The organism is Asticcacaulis sp., from assembly GCF_020217185.1.
Taxonomy (GTDB): Bacteria; Pseudomonadota; Alphaproteobacteria; order Caulobacterales; family Caulobacteraceae; genus Asticcacaulis.
On sequence record NZ_JAIWNX010000146.1, the window covers coordinates 1 to 17,421 of the forward strand.

Here is a 17,421-nt window from a genome sequence, read left to right on the forward strand (position 1 = left end):
CATCAGCGTACTGATTTCCGGGCGCGGGTCGCTGGCCGGGCGGCTGATCCGGCTGGCCGCCATCTGGTTCATCTTTTCGCTGATCCTGATTTCAGCAGGCCTCACCGCCTTCTTTAACTACACCTCGGTGACGCGCTTTCAGGCGGGCATTTCAGACATTGTGCGCAACCTCTACACGCACACCGAATTCGACGAAGACGGGCGCATCCGCATACCCGAACTGTACATCATCCGCACCGACGACATCTATTCCGGCCTCTACTGGCAGATCGTTGAGCTGGATAAACAGGACCGCGTGATGGCCGTCTATAAGTCGGGCTCGCTGGCCGAGCGCGTGCTGCAAATGCCCAAGGCCCTCGATAAGACGACGGGTCAGCTTCAGTATTATAACGCCATCGGGCCGCGCGATCAGCCGCTGCGGCAGGCCACCGTCTATCTGCGCATTCAGGGGCACAATCTGCTGTTTATGGCCGCCGAGGACCGTTCCGAGGTCGATCGCAATGTGGGGCAGTTCGCCCTGATCACCGGTGGGGCGCTGATCGTGCTGGCGCTCGGCTCGCTGATCGCCATCTACCTTCAGGTGCGGATCGGTCTGAGGCCCTTGTTTGCCCTGACCGACGAACTGCACGACATCCGCAAGGGCAAGCAGACGCGGCTCCTCAACATCTATCCGGCGGAAATCAAGCCGGTCACCGAAGAGGTCAATGGCCTGCTGGAATACGGGCAGGACGTGGTGGAGCGGCAGCGTACCCACGTCGGCAATCTGGCCCACGCGCTGAAAACGCCGCTGTCGGTGCTTTTGACCTCGGCCGGCGATGATCCGGCCCCTCTGGCCGATACCATCCGTAAACAGACGGCCTTGATGCGGGCCCAGGTCGATCACCACCTGCGCCGCGCTCGCGCCGCCGCCCGCGCCCAGAATATGGGCGAGCGCACGCCGGTCGAGCCGGTGCTGGACGAACTGGCCGTCATGCTGGAGCAGGTGTTCCGCGACAAGGGCGTAACCATCGACTGGCGCGCGCCCGAAGACCTGGCCTTCCGCGGCGAAAAGCAGGATTTTCAGGAGATCGCCGGAAACCTGATGGAAAATGCCTGCATCTGGTCTCAGCGCCGCGTGCGCGTCACGGCGACGCTGGAGGACGAGGCGAGCGGCATGACGCTGCTGATCGAGGATGACGGGCCGGGGATGCCGCCCGAACGCTATGATGAGGTGCTTAAACGCGGCGCGCGGCTGGATGAGTCCGCCCCCGGTTCGGGGCTGGGCCTGTCGATTGTCGATGAACTGGTGCGCGCCTATGGCGGCCGCCTGAGCTTTGACCGCTCAGGGATGGGCGGCCTCAAATGCGTTGTGATATTACCGGCCAATTTTATAGCTGAGTAACGACGCTTTAGGGTCAGAAAATATTAACCACGCGCCTCCCATACTTGCCTCGTTATAACAACGGCAGAGCCACATGGGCGTGTTATCGGAGAAACGGCTGAGCGCGGTCGGCGGGCTGGTGAAAACCTTGCCCGTAAACATTCTCCGTCAACTGAACACCAGTCTGGGTTTAACGCACGACGCCGCTCTGGGCGAGGTGCGCGCTCTTGTGGCGCGTCAGCTTGAGTCGCATCATCTCAAGGAACAGGTCTTCCGCCCCTTCGTGCCTTTGTTCATGGCGCGCGAAGACGGTATGGAAGGCGTTATTTTTCCGCAGTGGCTGCTCGATCGTCTGTGGAGCGCGCTTGAGCGTGAAGAGGCCGAACTGATGACGGAGGCGCGCCGCAGCGTGCACAGTCCCCGCAGCGGCGACCCGGTACCCGTGCCCTATTTTCGTCTGGTCAATGCGGCGGCGGTCATTCTGCGGGAACGGCCTGAGACGGTCTTGCCGCAGGGTGAGGACGAAGACGAACTCGAAGAATTTGCCGCCTATCTTGACCTGCACCGCCTGTTGCGGGAAGCCCTGGCGCGGCTGCCCGACTGGATGGGGCGTATTGATGCCGAAAAGGCGGCGGCCATCCGGCTGATGTTCAAGGATGCGTGCAGCAAGACGCCGGACGGTGAGGGCGGGGTGCGCTTCCTCGAAGCCCTGTTGGCCAATATGGATGACGCCACGCTGGTGCTCAAATTTGTCGCCGTCATCTCGGATGGGGCCAATGACCGTTTCTTAAGCGAGTCGGAACTGGCCGGGTTTGGCGAACGCGTGCTTGTCGCCGCCGAAGAACGGATGAAGGTGTTTTCGGGGCTGATGCGGCGGCGTGACCCGTCGCTGCTGGGCGAGGCCGGAGGCTGGGTGGCCCAGTGCCTGAGTCTGGTCAGCAGCCTGCAAAAATCGGTCGAACTGACGCGCGACGGGCCGTGGGGCAAGCGCGTCCTGGTGATTAATCAGACGATCAACGGTCTGGTCGAAGACCGTCTAAAAGGCGTGGAAAAAATCATCGCTCAGGCCCTGCCGCTGAAGACCGAGCGGATTTTTGGCCGGGCGACGCGCGAGGTGCCTGACTATGCCGGGCCGAAACCGGCTCAGGCCGAGGCGGCGCTGCAAACCGTCGCCTTTATCAATCAGGTGCGCCCCACCGCCTCACAGGGCGGCTATCTCAGCCTGCTCAACAAAACGGTCGAAGCTGCCGAAGTGCAGATGGACGCCTATTTCACCGTCGTGCTGGGAGTCGCCGTGGGCGAAGATCCGTTCGATGCGCAGGCGGTGATGGACTGTTTTGAGCGCGTGATCGCCCTGATGGAGGGGCTTCTGGGGGAAAACAAGGCCAATCTGGCGCGACGTCGTGTCACGGCTGCCGATGTCTTCCGGGCACCAAAAACGGTTGCCTAAGGCGACGAAAACGGGCTTATGACACAGTCCCGGTGCGTTCGTTCCGGTCAACCCGCCGCTTAAGACACGTATGCTGCTGTTCTCGCTTACCGCTGCACTTGTGTGCGCCGCCCTTCTGGGGCTGGCGGTCGCGTGGCTGCGCCGTACACCGGACAGCGCGCTGGATCAGGCGCGGCAGCGGTACGAAGCCTTTGTGGCCGATCTCGACCGCCGCGTCGCCGCCGGACATACGGACGCGGCTCTGGCCCGTGAAGAAAAGACCGAAGCGGCGCGCGCCCTTTTGCGCGTCGAAGAGGCCGAGGCGGTGGCACCGGTTGATCCGCGCATCGGCTTTGCCGGGGCCGTCGTGATCGCCGTGGCGGCGCTGGGCCTGTCGGTCTTTGTGGGCAAGCCCGATCTGCCGGATCAGCCCTATGCGGCGCGCGTCAAGGCGTGGGTGGAGACGCTGAATACGGCCCCCGAAACGCTGGAGGCCAAGCCCGCGGCGGTGGCGCTGCAACAGCTATCGGGCAAGTATGGCGACAAGCCGGCCTACTGGCTGCAACTGGGGCAGACCCTGGTGGTGGCGGGCGACTATTATGAGGCGGCGCAGGCCTTCAAGCGCGTGACGCAACTGGCCCCCGAGGCGGCGGTCGGCTGGTCCAATCTGGGTGAGGCGCTGACGCTGCTCAACAAGGGGCAGAGCAATGGGGAGGCGCGCGCTGCCTTTGCCGAGGCCCTGACGCGCGATGGCGACGACCTGACGGCGCTGTACTACTCAGCCCGTATCCTCACCACGGATGGCCGCTACGAAGAGGCGCGGCGGCTCTATGGTGTCGTGCAGTCGCGGCTGGCGGCCGATGACGGGCGTCAGCAGACGGTGGCGGCGGAAATCGCCGCGCTCGATCAGTCGGCGCAGACGGCGGCGACGGTTCAGGCGCAGATCGGCGGCATGGTGGCGGGCCTTGAGGCGCGTCTGGCCAAAAATCCCGAAGACCCCGACGGCTGGGCGCGTTTGCTGCGTTCGTATCGCGTGCTGAAAAACGTCGAAGGTGAAAAGCGGGTGCTGGCGACGCTGGATCGTCTGTATGCGGATCGTCCTGCGATTGCGCGCGACATCGTGCAAAGGGCCGACCGGCCGGTGGGGGCGCAATGAGGAACCTATTACGCTTACACCTCCCCGCTGGCGGGGCGAGGGGGAGATCGTCATGACCCTGCTTCCCAAATCCATGAAGGCGCGTCGGCGTCTGATGATCTTTCTGATCGCCGCCCCGATCCTGATGGCCGGTGTGGCGCTGGCCCTGTTCGCCATGAAGGATCAGGTCGTCTATTTCTACACCCCGGCGCAGGCCTATGAGGCTAAGGCCGAACTGCATCGCACCATGCGCCTCGGCGGCCTCGTCAAGGCGGGCAGCGTCGTCAAGGGCGCTGGCGGCGAAGTCACCTTCGTCGTGCGCGACCAGAAGGCCGAAATGACCGTGCGCTTCAAGGGCGATCTGCCCGACCTGTTCCGTGAAGGGCAGGGCGTGGTCTGCGAAGGCCAGCGTGTCAGCGCCGACGTGTTCGAGGCCAAAACCGTGCTGGCCAAGCACGACGAAACCTACATGCCCAAGGAGGTCGTCAAGGCGATCAAAGAGCAGGGCGAGTGGCGGCCGGAAAGCGCGGCCAAACCCGATTCCAAACCCTTTGGCGAGGCGAAATGATCGCGGAACTGGGCACCTTCTGTCTGGGGCTGGCCTTCCTTCTGTCGCTGGCGCAGGCGCTCAGCGTGGCGGGGGCGGCGTGGCGACCCTTGCGCGGCATGGCGCGCTGGAGCGAAGGCCTGTCTCTGGCCGCGGCGATGGCATCGGTTCTGGCCTTTGCGGCCCTGCTCCACGCCTTTGTGACGTCGGATTTTTCAGTCTCCAACGTCGCCAGACATTCGCACACGCTGAAACCGCTGCTGTACAAGATTTCCGGGACCTGGGGCAGCCACGAAGGCTCGATGCTGTTGTGGTGCATGGTGCTGCTCAGCTATGGCGCGCTGGTGACGCTGTTCGGGCGCGGCTTGCCGTCCGGCCTGCGCCACAAGGTACTGGGGGTGCAGGGGCTTCTGGGGGCGCTGTTCAGCGGTTTCACGCTGTTTTCCTCCAATCCGCTGGCCCGCCCCGACCCGGCCCCCTATGAGGGGCAGTCGCTCAACCCCATGCTTCAGGACCCGGCTCTGGCCCTTCATCCGCCGCTGCTCTACCTCGGCTATGTCGGGTTTTCGGTGGTGTTCGCCTTTGCCGTGGCGGCGCTGATCGAAGGGCGCATCGGGCGCGAATGGGCGCGCTGGGTGCGGCCGTGGACGCTGGTGGCCTGGGTGTTTCTGACGCTCGGCATCGCTTTGGGGTCGTTCTGGGCCTATTATGAGCTGGGCTGGGGCGGCTGGTGGTTCTGGGACCCGGTGGAAAACGCCTCCTTCATGCCTTGGCTGGCGGCGACCGCCTTGCTGCATTCGGCCATTGTGCTGGAAAAACGCGATGCGCTGAAATCGTGGACGGTGTTTCTGGCGCTTCTAGCCTTCACCTTCTCGATGCTGGGGGCGTTTCTGGTGCGCTCCGGCGTGCTGACCAGCGTGCACGCCTTCGCCGTCGATCCGCAGCGCGGTATTTTGCTGCTGGCCATCCTGTTTGTGACGGCAGGCGCGGGGTTCGCGCTTTATGTATTCCGCGCCTCGGCGCTCAGTTCCGGTGGCGTGTTTGCGCCGGTCAGCCGCGAATCGACGCTTGTGCTCAATAACCTGCTGGTCTTCGTGGCGCTTTCCACCGTCTGTCTGGGGACGCTCTATCCGCTGCTGATGGAGGCCCTGACCGGCAAGACGATTTCGGTCGGCACCCCCTATTATAACCTGAGCTTCGTGCCGGCCATGTCGGTGGCCATGCTCATCCTGCCCCTGGCCAGTCTGATGGCGTGGAAGCGCGGTGACCTCAAGGCTGTGGGGCAGAGGCTGGCTCTGGCGGCGGGTATATCGCTCTTGCTGGCCGTGCTGGGGGCGGTGCTGATGGGTAGCGGTGAGGCGAAAAAGGTCCTGTCGCTGGGCGTCGGCTTTCTGCTGGGCGGCTGGGTCATCCTCGGCTCGTGGCAGGTCTTGCAGGAACGCACGCACCTGCTCAAGGTGCCGTTTTCCGAGAGCCTGCGCCGCTTTCGCGCCCTGCCGCTGGCGACGCACGGCATGGTGCTGGCGCATGTGGGGCTGGGCCTGTTCGTGCTGGGGGCCGTGGTTGAAACCCAGACCAAGCTCAGCGCCGTCGATCATCTGCGCGTCGGTGGGGCGTTGCGCGTCGGGGCCTATGAGGTGCGCCTGAGCGACATCAAAAGCGTGGTCGGGCCGAACTATGAGGCCGAACGCGGTGTCCTCGAAGTGCGCCGTGGCGGCAAGCCCATCTGTCAGGCCCTGCCGGAGCGGCGATTCTATCCGGCGTCCGCGACCGTGACGACCGAGGTGGCCCTGTGTTTTCAGCCGCTGAACGATCTCTATTTTGTGCTGGGCGAACCGTCGGCGGAGGGGTGGCAGGTAAGAGCCCTGTACAATCCGTGGGCGCGGCTGATCTTCTTCGGGCCGCTGCTGATGGCCATAGGCGGGGTGTTGTCGCTGTGTGACCGCCGCCTGCGGCTGGGGCTGGTCCATCGGGGGAAAAAGGGATGAGGCGGAACTATTGTTCCTCCCCTGATTTGGCTGCGCCGAACTGGCGTTTCAGGGGAGGTGGCTTTCGAGCGCTAGCGAGAAAGACGGTGGGGTTAATTCCGCCGTTTAACCCCCCTCCGGCTTTGCCGGTATCCCCCCTGATATCAGGGGGGAGGCTGAAGGCCCTCCTCGTCACCCTGTTTGCCTTTTCTCAGGTCGCCGGGGCCGTCCTGCCCGGTGAAACCCTGTCGGACAAACAGCAGGATGACCGCGCCCGCGCGCTCTACCGCGAAGTGCGCTGTGTCGTCTGTCAGAACGAGTCGATTGCCGATTCCGGGGCCGATATCGCCGCCGATATGCGCCGCGACATCCGCGCCCATATCTCCGAGGGCAAAAGCGACAGCGATATCCGTGACATATTGCGCGCCCGCTATGGCGACTATGTACTGTTCCGACCGCGCTTTTCTCTGGCCACCGGCCTGCTGTGGGGCCTGCCCGTAGGGGTGTTGCTGGTCGGTGGTGCCATCTTTGTACTGATGGGCCGCCGCAAAAGCGCTAACGATGCTGAGCCAGATACCCCTGGCCTCAGTGCCGAAGAACAGGCGCGTCTTGAGGCGCTTTTGAACCGTGACCCTGACAGTCACAAATAAGACTGTATCTAAGCCACGATTTTGCCGCACCGCTTTGGTTGCATTCAAGCGCATACCAAAAAGTGTGAAACGGTTTTTGGATTCAAATGCGCGACAAACAAAAATCTCAGAACCGGTACGGCTCTGAGACGGATTAAAAGATGGTAAGCCCGCATGAAAACACTGGCTTGCGGCCTTAAAATGCCTATGTTGACCGTAACAGCGTATAATCAGGACGAAGACCCATGGGGAACGTGCTTAACTCGGTAAAGAAGAATAAGGGCCTGGTGGCGGGCGTGGCCGGTGGCCTGATGCTCGGCGCAGCAGTCGCCGGTGCGGCGGTGTCCGGTCTGGGCGGCTATGACGGCTCGACCCTGATCAAGACGGCGGCCGTGACCCCGGTGAAGCCGCCGGCGGGCGCGCCCATGTCGTTTGCCGACATCATCGAGCGGGTATCCCCCGCCGTTGTCTCGATCGAGACCAAGGGCAAGGTGAAGGTGCCGAACGGCCTGATCATCCCCGGCTTCGAGCCGCCTTCGCAGGACGACGGCGAAGGGGAGGGCAATGAACGCGAAGTGCGCGGCGCCGGTTCGGGCTTCTTCATCACCGCCGACGGCTATGTGGTCACCAACAACCACGTCATCGAAGGGGCCGACGAAATCACCGTCGTCCTGACCAACGAACAGAAGCTGACGGCCAAGGTCATCGGCCGCGACCCGGCCACCGATCTGGCCGTGCTCAAGGTCGAAGGCAAGAACTTCCCCTTTGTGCAGTTTGAAACCGATCAGCGTCCGCGCGTCGGCGACTGGGTGATCGCGGTCGGCAACCCGTTCGGCCTGTCGGGTACGGCGACGGCGGGGATCGTTTCGGCCTTTGGGCGTCCGGACGGCGCGCAGGGCTATGTCGATTACATGCAGATCGACGCCGCCATCAACCGCGGCAATTCCGGCGGCCCGACCTTTGACCTCAACGGGCGCGTCATCGGCGTCAACTCGGCCATCATCACGCCGTCGGGTGGCAATGCCGGCGTTGGCTTTGCCATTCCCGCCGACACGGCCTCGGCCATTGCGCGCAAGCTGATGGCGGGCGGCAAGGTCGAGCGCGGCTATATCGGCGTGCAGATCCTGCCCGTCACCGACGAATATGTCGAAAGCCTGAGCCTGCCGGACAAGGACGGTGCCTACATCGCCGACGTCACAAAGGATGGCCCGGCGGCCAAGGGTGGCGTGCAGGTCGGCGACATCGTCAAGAAGGTCAATGGCAAGACGGTCAAGCTCAATACCGACCTGACCCGCAACGTGGCCGATGTGCGCCCCGGCGAAAAGGTCGAGATCGAGGTGTTCCGTAATGGCAAGATGGTCAAGCTGACCATTGTCGCGGCCCTGCGTCCCGGCGAAGACGAACTGAACAAGGTCCTGAATGGCGGCGGGGCTACGACGCCCGAAACCGGCGCGCCGGTGCTGGGCCTCAGCGTCAAGCCGCTCGACCCGACCTCGCGCAAGACCTATGGCATCGAAGCCGATGTCAGCGGTCTGGTGGTCACGGCGATTGAGCCGACCTCGGATGCGGCCAAGAAGGGCTTGAAGGCTGGTGACGTCATCGTGCGCGCTAACAACCTGCCTGTGGCCAACCGCGCCGAGTTCGACAAGATCGTCACGGAAATGAAGGCCGCCAACCGGCCCTCGATCCTGCTGCTGGTCAATCGCGGTGGCCGCAATGTCCCGCTGCCGCTGAGCCTGAAATAAGGGGCTGGCAACGGACTGAATACGAAAACCCCGGTGGATACCCAGAGTCATGGCAAATGACTCTGGGTATGCTTTTCGAGACTGTCTCATGTCGCGGACACATATTAGACAGTCTCGAGTTTTCAACGGCCGGATGCGCTCAGCATCTTTGGCCGTTGGGGTGAGAGACCGGGGTTTTTTATGCCTTGTTCTGCATGTGGAAGGCCAGCCGCTCGACGGGTTCGCGGATCAGGTCGCGTAAGCGCGGATTTGCGATGATCTCGTCCAGGGCGCGATTGAAACACAGTAGCCATTCGTCGCGCTCCAGCGGGCCGATTTCTGCACCGAAGTGGCGCGAGCGCAGACGCGGATGGCCGTGCTTTTCGACATAGACCGGCGGCCCGCCCAGATAGCCTGTCAGGTAGTCGTAGAATTTTGCCTCGCTGCCCGACAGGTCGGCAGGATGGATGGCCCGGCAGCGCGCGGCTTCGGGCAGGGTGTCCATCAGATGATAGAAGCGGCGGCACAGAGCTGAGACGCCGTCCGCACCTCCGATGGCATGATATAGGGTGATTTCCATGCGGAGGTATTAGGGTGCTGCACCATGCGCGACAATCCCCTTTCTCCTCCCTATGCCAAAGGCATGGGGAGGTGGCGCGCCGAAGGCGTGACGGAGGGGGATGACTCAGGCGAATCTAAGAGCATTGTAATGCTCAAAATGCCACCTCCCCACGCCGAGGGCGTAGGGAGGAGGAATGGCGATTCAATTTTCGTTCGCCTCTACTTCGCGAACGTCTCTGCGGTCAGCGGGTTGCGGTCCCACACCTGACCATCGGCCAGAGAGCGCAGCAGCTTCACATATTCCGCGTGGGTCCAGGCCAGAGGCGTGGCCGAGTTGGTGCCTTCGCCCGTTTCGTAGCCTGCGGGCTTGACGCCGACACCGTCCCACACCTGTTCCGGCAGCATCAGGCCTTCATTGGCAAACAGCTCCATACCGCGCACATAGGTGGCGCGGATGCGCGTTTTGTCCGTGTCCGTCACACCTCCGCTTTTCAGCGCTGCGCGGGCCAGTTCATAATGGCCGCGTTCGCCGGTGAAGAAGGGCCACACGCGGCCGCGCTGACCTGGGGTCGAGCCGCCCAGCACGCCGTAATTGGCACCCGTCGTCTCGTCTTCGCCATAGCCGTCATTGCCATAACGGCGGAAGCCGGGGAAGGCGCCTTCGACGCCCTTGAAACGGAAGGTGTATTTAACGCGCAGGTTCTCCGGCAGGGTCTCGTCATCAAGGAAAGTCAGTGAACGGACGATGTTGGCGTCATCGGCGCGGCGCACGCCATAGCGCACCAGCTCCAGGAAGCCGCCGTCGAGGATCAGGTCGCCGCGCATGCCTTTGCGGCCATTGCGTTCGTCCTGCACGCCCGGAGTGTTGGCATCGTCAGAGCGCGACAGGCGCATATAGTAGGTGTCCTTACCGCCCTTGATCGCACCGGTCGTGGTGACCATGCGGGCTTCGATCTTCGCCGAAATGTCGGCGGCGTGGGCCTTCAGTTGCGCGGCCATATCGGCGTCGCCCGACCGCGCGGCGATGTCAGAGGCGGCGATCAGGCCGGCGACAATGGCGGCGGTGGTGGAGGGCGAATAGCCTTCCTGTTCTTCCCAGCGCTCCTGCTGCGTATAGGGCGGGGTGATTTTGGCGGTGTTCCAGCCGATATGCGTCGTGCCGCCGTCCTTGAGGAATTTCGCCGCGGGTTTGAGCATCGAGGCCCACGAGGCCTTCAGATCGGCGTCGCTCATCAGGCCGCGGTGGTTGAGGTTCCAGCCGAGCATGATCGGCATGGCCGTCTGATCGAGTTGCACACCTACCCATTCCGGCGTGCCATCGACGTGTGCCTTTTGCAGGAACCAGCCGCCGTCGCCTTTGTTGCCCGGCGTGTTCGGCCCGACCTGCACCTTCGGCAGATAGTGATAGGCGGCCAGCGGCGTTTGTTTGTCGCCCAACGCCGCCAGCGCCATCGCCACCTGATAGAAGTCGCGCGGCCACACGGCCTTATAACCGGTCGCCGACTGCTTGGCGAAGACGGTCTCGCCCCACGGATTCGACAGGGAGGCGATCAGCGCCCCGGCATAGGTGCGGTCTTCCTGCACCTTGAGCATCAGGGCCGAGGCGTAGAGCAGCTTGCCATTATCGGTCGATTGGGCCGTCAGGCGCGGCAACTCGCTTAAGGAAGCCAGATAGTCTTCCCAGCCGACCGCCTTACCCTGACCGTTATAACGCGCCAGCACGGTAGCATAGCCGGTCTTCAGCGTCGCGGCGGCTTCGGTATCGGCGGCGGCGACGTCCTTGCCGAAGCCGAGCGCCAGATCGAAGGTGGCCGAGGTGCTCACCGGCTTGAAGGCGGCGACGGCGCGGATATTGCCTTTTTCGCTGATCTTGGCGTTCAGCGCGCCCAGCTTGCCGTCTTTCAGGAGGCCAACCAGCGCGTCCCTGCCCGTAAAGCCGATGCTGGCGGCCTCATAGGGCACCGAAGCGCGCAGCGACAGGGCGTGCGGGCCGTCAAAGGCGCGCAGGGCGGTCTTCGAGGCATCGCCCTGATCGTCGCCGGAGGTGTTGTTGACCGACGGATCGAGCACGACATAGGGTGTCACTGTGCCTTTCAGCGCCTTGACCGTGACGCGCAGCATCAGGGTCTGATGGTCCGGGTCGGTGAAGACGTCCTTGATGACCACGAAGCGGCCCTGCTTGTCCGTATTGGTCAGGCGATAGGCAGGCGACAGTGGGCGCCCGGCTTTGTCCTTATGCAGATAGTCGATGTGCGACACTGTGTCGGCGGCTTCCGTGGCCACCCAGCCGTCGCCGACAAGAACCAGCGACAGGTCGCGGATCTGCGCTTCGTGGATCAGGCCGTACATGGTTTCCGACACCACGCCGTTGGCCAGCGAAAACCACACCTTTGACACCGTGCCGGTGGTGGCTTTGTCGCTATATTGCAGGTTCTTATAGGCCTCATAGGACGACCCGATGCCCTGCTTGGTCGCCGCCGCCCAGGGCGAGGCCTCAGCGGGGCCGTCGGTGGCGTCGGTTGAGACGACTTGATTGGGCGTGTGGGCGGTATTGCTCGGCGTTTCGCTGACTGGGGCAGCAGCGGCGGCAGCGGCGGCCAGAAGGGCGCACAGGCTTACCGATGCGATGAGGCGCTTGGACATAAGGTCACTCCCTGAACACGCACCGTTGGCGGCAGAAGCGGACCTCTGCGGCGGTGCGTTTTTACACTCTTTCCCTATTGGTACAGCGCCGCCGCCCCTGACGAAACCCGCCCCCGACGTGAATACGTATTCAGATCGCAGGCATCTTGTGCCTCCCTGCACTTCAGTGCGGGGAGGGGGACCGCACGAGCCAGCTTGCTGGCGAGATGTGGTGGTGGGAGGACTTACAGAGTGCCGGCGGGCCGTGCCAGTCAGCCCCTTCTTTTGAATTGCTGTAATCTGTTTCGCGTTGTGCGGCCCCTTTGAATATCGGGAAAAAAGCCATGCTAATCAAATAATTTAATGTTTATCATTAAATTATTTGACATTCCTCGCTATGGGGTTTATCGATAATCATGAAATCTATCGGGAGGGTCCCATGCCTGCAAAACGCCGCCGTCTGTTCACCGGCACGCTCTGGCTGCTTAAGGCCGCGCTTGTCATCTACGCCATCGGCGCGGTCCTCAGTTCGATCCGTCTGGGGATGCTGGTCGCGTTTGGGCCTGAACCGTGGCCAAAGGGGACTCAGATCGACGTGTCCGTTGCCGCGCTTGTTATGATCGCGCTGGCGGTGCCGGTGTTCATGAACCTGCTGGCGGTGGTGCGCTCCGGTCAGGCCGGCACCCCCTTCACGCCGGAAAATGGCACGCGCCTGCGCTGGATCGGTATATTCCTGACGGCGGGCTATGTGGCGCACCCGATCCTCGTCTTTCTGGCCGATTCCTCACGCGCGCCCGAAGCGCTGATAGCGTCTCTGGCCAAAGGGCTCCTGCCGGTCCTGCTGTGCTTTGTGGTGGCCCATATTTTCGATATCGGGACCGACCTGCGTGAGGATCTGGAAGGCACGGTATAGCCATGCCCATTATCAGCAAACTGGATGATCTGCTGTATGCGCGTCGCATGACCTTGTCCGAACTGGCTGAGCGCGTGGACATCGCCCTGCCCAATCTGTCCATCCTGAAAACGGGCAAGGCGCGGGCCATCCGCTTTTCGACGCTTGAGGCCATCTGCCGTGAGCTGGATTGCCAGCCGGGTGACCTGATCGCCTATCAGCGGGACGACAAAACCTAAGCGGCGCTGTTTGCGCCTGAAAGAAAAAAAGAGGGGGAGTCCATGCTCAAATCTATCGTTTTCGCTGCCGCACTTGTGGCGGCGGCCGGGTCGGCCTGCGCCCAGACGACCGTCACCCTGACGCCCGCTGCGGATGACTGGTCCCTGACCGAAGTCAGCGTCGTCAAGAACCTGCCCGGCCCCGCCCTGTGGAAGGTTATCAAAGGCGATAAGGTCGTCTGGCTGATCGGAGATACACGGATCGGTGCCACAAAAACGTGGGATAGCGCCCGTATAGACCGCATACTTTCGGATGCCGAAGGGCTCTATCTGCCGCCGGCCCCGAAGTTCAGTCTTCTGGCGCTTTACGCGGTGATGAGCGGCAAGGATTTGCCCGGCAAGCAGACCCTGCGTGACGTTTTGCCGCCGGCTGAATATGCCCGCTGGACCCAACTCGCCCGGACGTATGAGATCGACACGCGTGATATTGAAAAGGACCGGCCACTGTGGGCGGGCGTCCGCTTTCTCGACGCGGTCGGCACGAAGAAGGGGTTTTCATCGCAGGTCATCACGCAGCACCTCACTCAGGTCGCCAAGCGTCACAAGGTGAAGGTCGCGCGCATTTCGCGGATGGAGACGCGCGCTCTGGTCAAGCAGACCAACGCCATTGACGAGGCCGAAGGTCGCCGGTGCCTGACGGTTATGCTCGACCTGACGGAATATATGGTGGCCACAACCGCCGCACAGACCGATGCCTGGGCCTCCGGAGACGTCGAGGCCCTGAAAGCGATCCTGCGGGCTCAGCCGAAGGCCGATTGTCACGAGGCGCTGGGGGGGCAGTTACGGGCGCAATGGACAGCGGACACTCTGCGCATGGTCGATACGGCCATGCAGGGCACCCGCCGCAGCGTTCTCCTTTTGCCCATGCCCATGTTGCTGGATGAGCGGCTTGTGAACGATCTGAGGGCGCAGGGCTATCAGGTCCGCACCCCCGGTTAGAGTGGAGATTTCTGATGGGCTCATTCCACTCAAGCCGCCGTTGAGGCGGCGGCCAAGGTGGCGGGGCCCGCACCCGGCGAGGGGCTAAACAAAAGAGCGTAACCTTTTAGCACCTGCCACAACCTGTTTTAGACCCGATCCGATGCCCCTGCGCCTGTTGGATGACGCAAACCTGGATCGCAACTCGGCAGAGGCCTCAGGGCGTCTGCCGCTTTTTTTGCGTCAGGCGCGGAAGTGGATACCTCTTTGTCTGAGTCTGGACTAAACTTTCATCAAAAAGGGCGGGCCGTGACTCAGTTTCACCTCAACAGCATAGATATTGGCGTGGCGGCGGCCTATGTGCTGGGGCTGGTGGCACTGGCGCTTTTGTCGCGGCTGAAGATCACCACGCTGAAGCAGCAGTTTCTGGCGGCGGGTCAGGCGCGCTGGCCCGTGGTGGGGTTCACGCTTTACGCCGCCACCCTGTCGTCCTCAGCCCTGATAGGGGTGCCCGGATCGGCTTACGCGCATGGGATCAGCGTCTATAATTACGACTGGGTAGCGGTGCTGGTCCTGACCCTGTTCTGTGCCGTGGTGCTGCCGACCTATCTGTCGTCGGGCGTCTTCACCGTCCCGGAGTTCCTTGAAAAACGCTATGGCCGCTTTGCGCGCACCTATGTGTCGGGCCTGTCGATCGCCCTGATGACCTTTGTCGATACGGCAGGGCTGCTGTTTGCGGGCAGCCTGTTGTTCCGCCTGTTGTTTCCGGCGTTGAGCCTGTTTGAGGTGGGGGCACTCCTGTCGCTGTGTGCCGGGCTGTTCCTCGTCGCCGGAGGCTTGCGCGCCGTGCTGATCACCGACACGGTGCAGGCGGTCTTCCTGATCGGCGTTTGCGCGGTCATCAGCGTTCTGGCGCTGAAGGCCGTCGGCGGCTGGCAAGCGGTGGTTGCCCACAGCGACGCCCTGCGGCTGCATCTGGTTCGTCCGGCCACGGATGATGTGCTGCCTTGGACGGGTCTGGTCACGGGTCTGCCGCTGATCGGCTTCTATTTCTGGTGCACCAATCAGTACATGGTGCAGAAGGTGCTGGCGGCCAAATCGCTCGATCATGGCCGTTGGGGCAGCCTGTTTGCCGGTGGGCTGAAGCTGACGACTCTGGGCCTGCTGGTCGTGCCGGGCCTGTGCGCGCCGCTGCTGTTCCCCGCGCTGGAAGCCCCCGATCAGACCTTTTTCGCCCTCGCTTTCAGCCTGTTGCCAACGGGCGTCGTCGGCCTCGTCGCCGGGGTGTTTCTGGTCACTATCCTGTCGTCGCTGGCCTCCAACTATAATGCGGCGGCGACGCTCGTCACCCTGGATTTCCTAAAGACCCACTGGCCGAAGACCTCTGAGGCGCGGCTGCTGCTGGCCGGGCGGCTGGCCATCCTCAGCGTCATGGCTCTGTCCATCCTGTGGCTGCCCATGCTGGGGGCCATTCAGGACACGCTGTGGAACTATCTTCAGGCCATGCTGGCCTATTTCGTGCCGCCGGTGGCGACCCTGTTCCTGATGGGGCTGTTCTGGACGCGGGCCAATGCCTTTGGCGCCGCCTGCGCGCTGATTGTCGGCACGACGCTCAGCCTTGGCCTGTTCGTCAGTGTAGAGATCATCGGTATCTTGCCGCTGCATTTTCTGGTGGCGGCCTTTGTCATTTTCCTCGTCAGCGCCGCCGCTTTGATCGCGAGCAGCCTGTTGCGTCCGGCCCCGGAGGCTTCGGTGAGCGCGCTCGTTTTCACCCGCGCCGTGTGGGACCGCGAAAGCGCCGCACTGAAAGACGTGCCGTGGTACAAAAATTACCGCTGGCTGTCGCTGGGCCTGCTGCTGTTCACCGCGCTTCTGGTTGCCCCGTTGTTGTAATCCCCTCTCCCTTGAGGGAGAGGGTTAGGGGGCAACGCCACCTAATTTCAGTCGTTACTTTTCCTCGCTTGCGCCTTTACCATTTCGGCCTATCTTCGGGGCCTTACTGATGAGGCTCGACATGTCCAAAATTCCCTTCTGGTTGCGCGTTCTGGTGGCTTTTGCGCTGGGGACCGGGGTGGGGGTGGCCTTCGGTCAGCAGGCCGTGCCGTGGGTTGAGCCCATCGGCGACCTCTTCGTCAACCTGATCAAGATGCTGGTCGTGCCGCTGGTCTTCTTCACCATTGCGGCCTCGATTTCACGACTGGGCGAGGGAGCTCTGGGCGAAGGCGGCGGCGGTAAGGCCGTGCGACTGGGGGTGGTGACGATTGTGTGGTTCATCATGACCGCCGGTCTGGCCGTGTCGCTGGGCTTTGCCATCGGCCACCTGATAGAGCCGGGCCGCGGCTTAAGCGGCCTGCCGCTGGCCGACGTCAAGCCCAAGGTCATCCCGCCGGTCCAGGACGTGCTGATCGGCATTGTGCCGACCAATATTTTCAAGGCCTTTGCCGAAGGTCAGGTCCTGAGCGTCGTCTTTGTCGCCCTGTTTGTCGGGGCGGGCCTGAGCGCCCTGGGCGAGCGCGCGGCCGAGCTGAAAACGCTTGTCTCTCAGGGCAGCCAGTTGATGTTCAAGCTGACGCGCTGGGTGATCCAGTTGACGCCGTTTGGCGTGTTTGGCCTGATCGCTTCGGTGGTCGGGTCTTATGGGTTAGAGAGCCTGACGCCGCTGCTCAGCTTTATCGGGGCCATCTATCTGGCCTGCCTGATCCATGTGTTTGTCGTCTATCCGATCCTCCTCAAGCTGCATGGCTTGCGCGTCGTGGCCTTTTACAAGGGCGTGTTCGAAGCGCAGCAAACAGCCTTTTTCACCTGCTCGTCGCTGGGCACCCTGCCGGTGTCGCTCAATGCCGCCATCGAAAAGCTGAAGCTCAATCCGGCCTATGCGGGCTTTGCCGTGCCGCTGGGAGCCAATATGAAGATGGACGGCTGCGGAGCCATCTATCCGGCCATCGCCTCGATCTTTGTGGCCAACTATTTCCATATCGAACTGACTCAGAGTCACTACGTGATCATCGCTCTCACGGCCATGTTGGGGTCGCTGGCCACCGCCGGGGTGCCGGGCGTGGCAACGGTCATGCTGACCCTGACGCTTTCGACGGCGGGCCTGCCGCTGGAGGGGATTGCGTTGCTGGCCGCCATCGACCGCATTATCGACATGGTGCGCACGGCGACCAATGTGACGGGTCAGATCCTGATCCCGACTCTGGTGGCGCGCGAAAACGGCCTGCTGGAAGCGACCTCGCCCTTGGTCAAGGCCAAGGCTGAATAGACAGAATTGGCCACGAAAAACACGAAACGAAGTTCGGCGTAGCCAAAAGCACGAACAGGGGCTGTTGAAGCTGCCTTGCCCGAAGGGCCTTTACCTA

Annotated in this window: 14 protein-coding genes; 12 read left to right on the plus strand and 2 right to left on the minus strand. The window is 62.8% G+C overall.

The genetic code is table 11. The features are described 5' to 3' along the window. The first annotated feature begins 1 nt into the window (after window position 1). The 7 genes from LDL37_RS07100 (at window position 2) to LDL37_RS07130 (ending at window position 8,812) form a co-directional block, all read left to right on the plus strand. Complete coding sequence (locus LDL37_RS07100; protein WP_290796021.1) at window positions 2–1,381, plus strand: ATP-binding protein; 1,380 nt, start codon at window positions 2–4, stop codon at window positions 1,379–1,381. A 73-nt stretch (window positions 1,382–1,454) separates the two neighbouring features. After that, a complete protein-coding gene (locus LDL37_RS07105; protein WP_290796023.1) occupies window positions 1,455–2,810 on the plus strand; it encodes a hypothetical protein in 1,356 nt (451 codons plus the stop codon). Window positions 2,811–2,880: 70 nt separating this feature from the next. Beyond that, window positions 2,881–3,945: a tetratricopeptide repeat protein gene (locus LDL37_RS07110; protein WP_290796025.1), complete on the plus strand. Its 1,065-nt coding sequence runs from the start codon at window positions 2,881–2,883 to the stop codon at window positions 3,943–3,945. 52 nt (window positions 3,946–3,997) lie between these two features. Further along, entirely contained in the window at window positions 3,998–4,492 is a 495-nt protein-coding gene (gene ccmE, locus LDL37_RS07115; RefSeq protein WP_290796027.1) for a cytochrome c maturation protein CcmE, read from the plus strand. After that, complete coding sequence (locus LDL37_RS07120; RefSeq protein ID WP_290796030.1) at window positions 4,489–6,459, plus strand: heme lyase CcmF/NrfE family subunit; 1,971 nt, start codon at window positions 4,489–4,491, stop codon at window positions 6,457–6,459. Before ccmE ends, LDL37_RS07120 begins: the two co-directional genes overlap by 4 nt. Window positions 6,460–6,581: 122 nt before the next feature. Further along, window positions 6,582–7,088 (plus strand): cytochrome c-type biogenesis protein, encoded by a 507-nt coding sequence (locus LDL37_RS07125; protein WP_290796032.1) that lies wholly within the window; start codon window positions 6,582–6,584, stop codon window positions 7,086–7,088. Window positions 7,089–7,312: 224 nt separating this feature from the next. Continuing rightward, complete coding sequence (locus LDL37_RS07130) at window positions 7,313–8,812, plus strand: Do family serine endopeptidase (RefSeq protein WP_126421389.1); 1,500 nt, start codon at window positions 7,313–7,315, stop codon at window positions 8,810–8,812. A 178-nt stretch (window positions 8,813–8,990) separates the two neighbouring features. Here LDL37_RS07130 and LDL37_RS07135 read toward each other — a convergent pair whose 3' ends face one another. Together LDL37_RS07135 and LDL37_RS07140 are read right to left on the minus strand one after the other, a co-directional pair. Beyond that, entirely contained in the window at window positions 8,991–9,371 is a 381-nt protein-coding gene (locus tag LDL37_RS07135) for a group II truncated hemoglobin (RefSeq protein ID WP_290796035.1), read from the minus strand. Between the two features lie 200 nt (window positions 9,372–9,571). Continuing rightward, window positions 9,572–11,995 carry a glucan 1,4-alpha-glucosidase gene (locus LDL37_RS07140; RefSeq protein ID WP_290796037.1) on the minus strand — a complete coding sequence of 808 codons (2,424 nt, stop codon included), beginning with the start codon at window positions 11,993–11,995 and terminating at the stop codon, window positions 9,572–9,574. Window positions 11,996–12,413: 418 nt separating this feature from the next. Here LDL37_RS07140 and LDL37_RS07145 point away from each other — a divergent pair, with 418 nt between their 5' ends. From LDL37_RS07145 to LDL37_RS07165, 5 genes are all read left to right on the plus strand, one after another. Further along, window positions 12,414–12,887 carry a DUF2975 domain-containing protein gene (locus LDL37_RS07145; protein ID WP_290796039.1) on the plus strand — a complete coding sequence of 158 codons (474 nt, stop codon included), beginning with the start codon at window positions 12,414–12,416 and terminating at the stop codon, window positions 12,885–12,887. A gap of 2 nt (window positions 12,888–12,889) precedes the next feature. Beyond that, on the plus strand, window positions 12,890–13,105 hold the full coding sequence (locus LDL37_RS07150; RefSeq protein ID WP_126421380.1) for a helix-turn-helix transcriptional regulator: 216 nt from the start codon (window positions 12,890–12,892) through the stop codon (window positions 13,103–13,105). A gap of 42 nt (window positions 13,106–13,147) precedes the next feature. Beyond that, complete coding sequence (locus LDL37_RS07155) at window positions 13,148–14,083, plus strand: TraB/GumN family protein (protein WP_290796043.1); 936 nt, start codon at window positions 13,148–13,150, stop codon at window positions 14,081–14,083. 288 nt (window positions 14,084–14,371) lie between these two features. Continuing rightward, a complete protein-coding gene (locus LDL37_RS07160) occupies window positions 14,372–15,955 on the plus strand; it encodes a sodium/solute symporter (protein WP_290796045.1) in 1,584 nt (527 codons plus the stop codon). Window positions 15,956–16,076: 121 nt separating this feature from the next. Next, window positions 16,077–17,324 (plus strand): dicarboxylate/amino acid:cation symporter, encoded by a 1,248-nt coding sequence (locus LDL37_RS07165; RefSeq protein WP_290796047.1) that lies wholly within the window; start codon window positions 16,077–16,079, stop codon window positions 17,322–17,324. Window positions 17,325–17,421: the final 97 nt, after the last annotated feature.

Excerpts from the sequence above, each read along its gene's own strand:
- LDL37_RS07135 (WP_290796035.1), bottom strand. The coding sequence starts at position 9,371 with ATGGAAATCACCCTATATCATGCCATCGGAGGTGCGGACGGCGTCTCA.
- LDL37_RS07140 (WP_290796037.1), bottom strand. The coding sequence starts at position 11,995 with ATGTCCAAGCGCCTCATCGCATCGGTAAGCCTGTGCGCCCTTCTGGCC.
- LDL37_RS07120 (WP_290796030.1), top strand. The coding sequence starts at position 4,489 with ATGATCGCGGAACTGGGCACCTTCTGTCTGGGGCTGGCCTTCCTTCTG.
- LDL37_RS07155 (WP_290796043.1), top strand. The coding sequence starts at position 13,148 with ATGCTCAAATCTATCGTTTTCGCTGCCGCACTTGTGGCGGCGGCCGGG.
- LDL37_RS07145 (WP_290796039.1), top strand. The coding sequence starts at position 12,414 with ATGCCTGCAAAACGCCGCCGTCTGTTCACCGGCACGCTCTGGCTGCTT.
- ccmE (WP_290796027.1), top strand. The coding sequence starts at position 3,998 with ATGACCCTGCTTCCCAAATCCATGAAGGCGCGTCGGCGTCTGATGATC.
- LDL37_RS07165 (WP_290796047.1), top strand. The coding sequence starts at position 16,077 with ATGTCCAAAATTCCCTTCTGGTTGCGCGTTCTGGTGGCTTTTGCGCTG.
- LDL37_RS07130 (WP_126421389.1), top strand. The coding sequence starts at position 7,313 with ATGGGGAACGTGCTTAACTCGGTAAAGAAGAATAAGGGCCTGGTGGCG.
- LDL37_RS07105 (WP_290796023.1), top strand. The coding sequence starts at position 1,455 with ATGGGCGTGTTATCGGAGAAACGGCTGAGCGCGGTCGGCGGGCTGGTG.
- LDL37_RS07150 (WP_126421380.1), top strand. The coding sequence starts at position 12,890 with ATGCCCATTATCAGCAAACTGGATGATCTGCTGTATGCGCGTCGCATG.
- LDL37_RS07110 (WP_290796025.1), top strand. The coding sequence starts at position 2,881 with ATGCTGCTGTTCTCGCTTACCGCTGCACTTGTGTGCGCCGCCCTTCTG.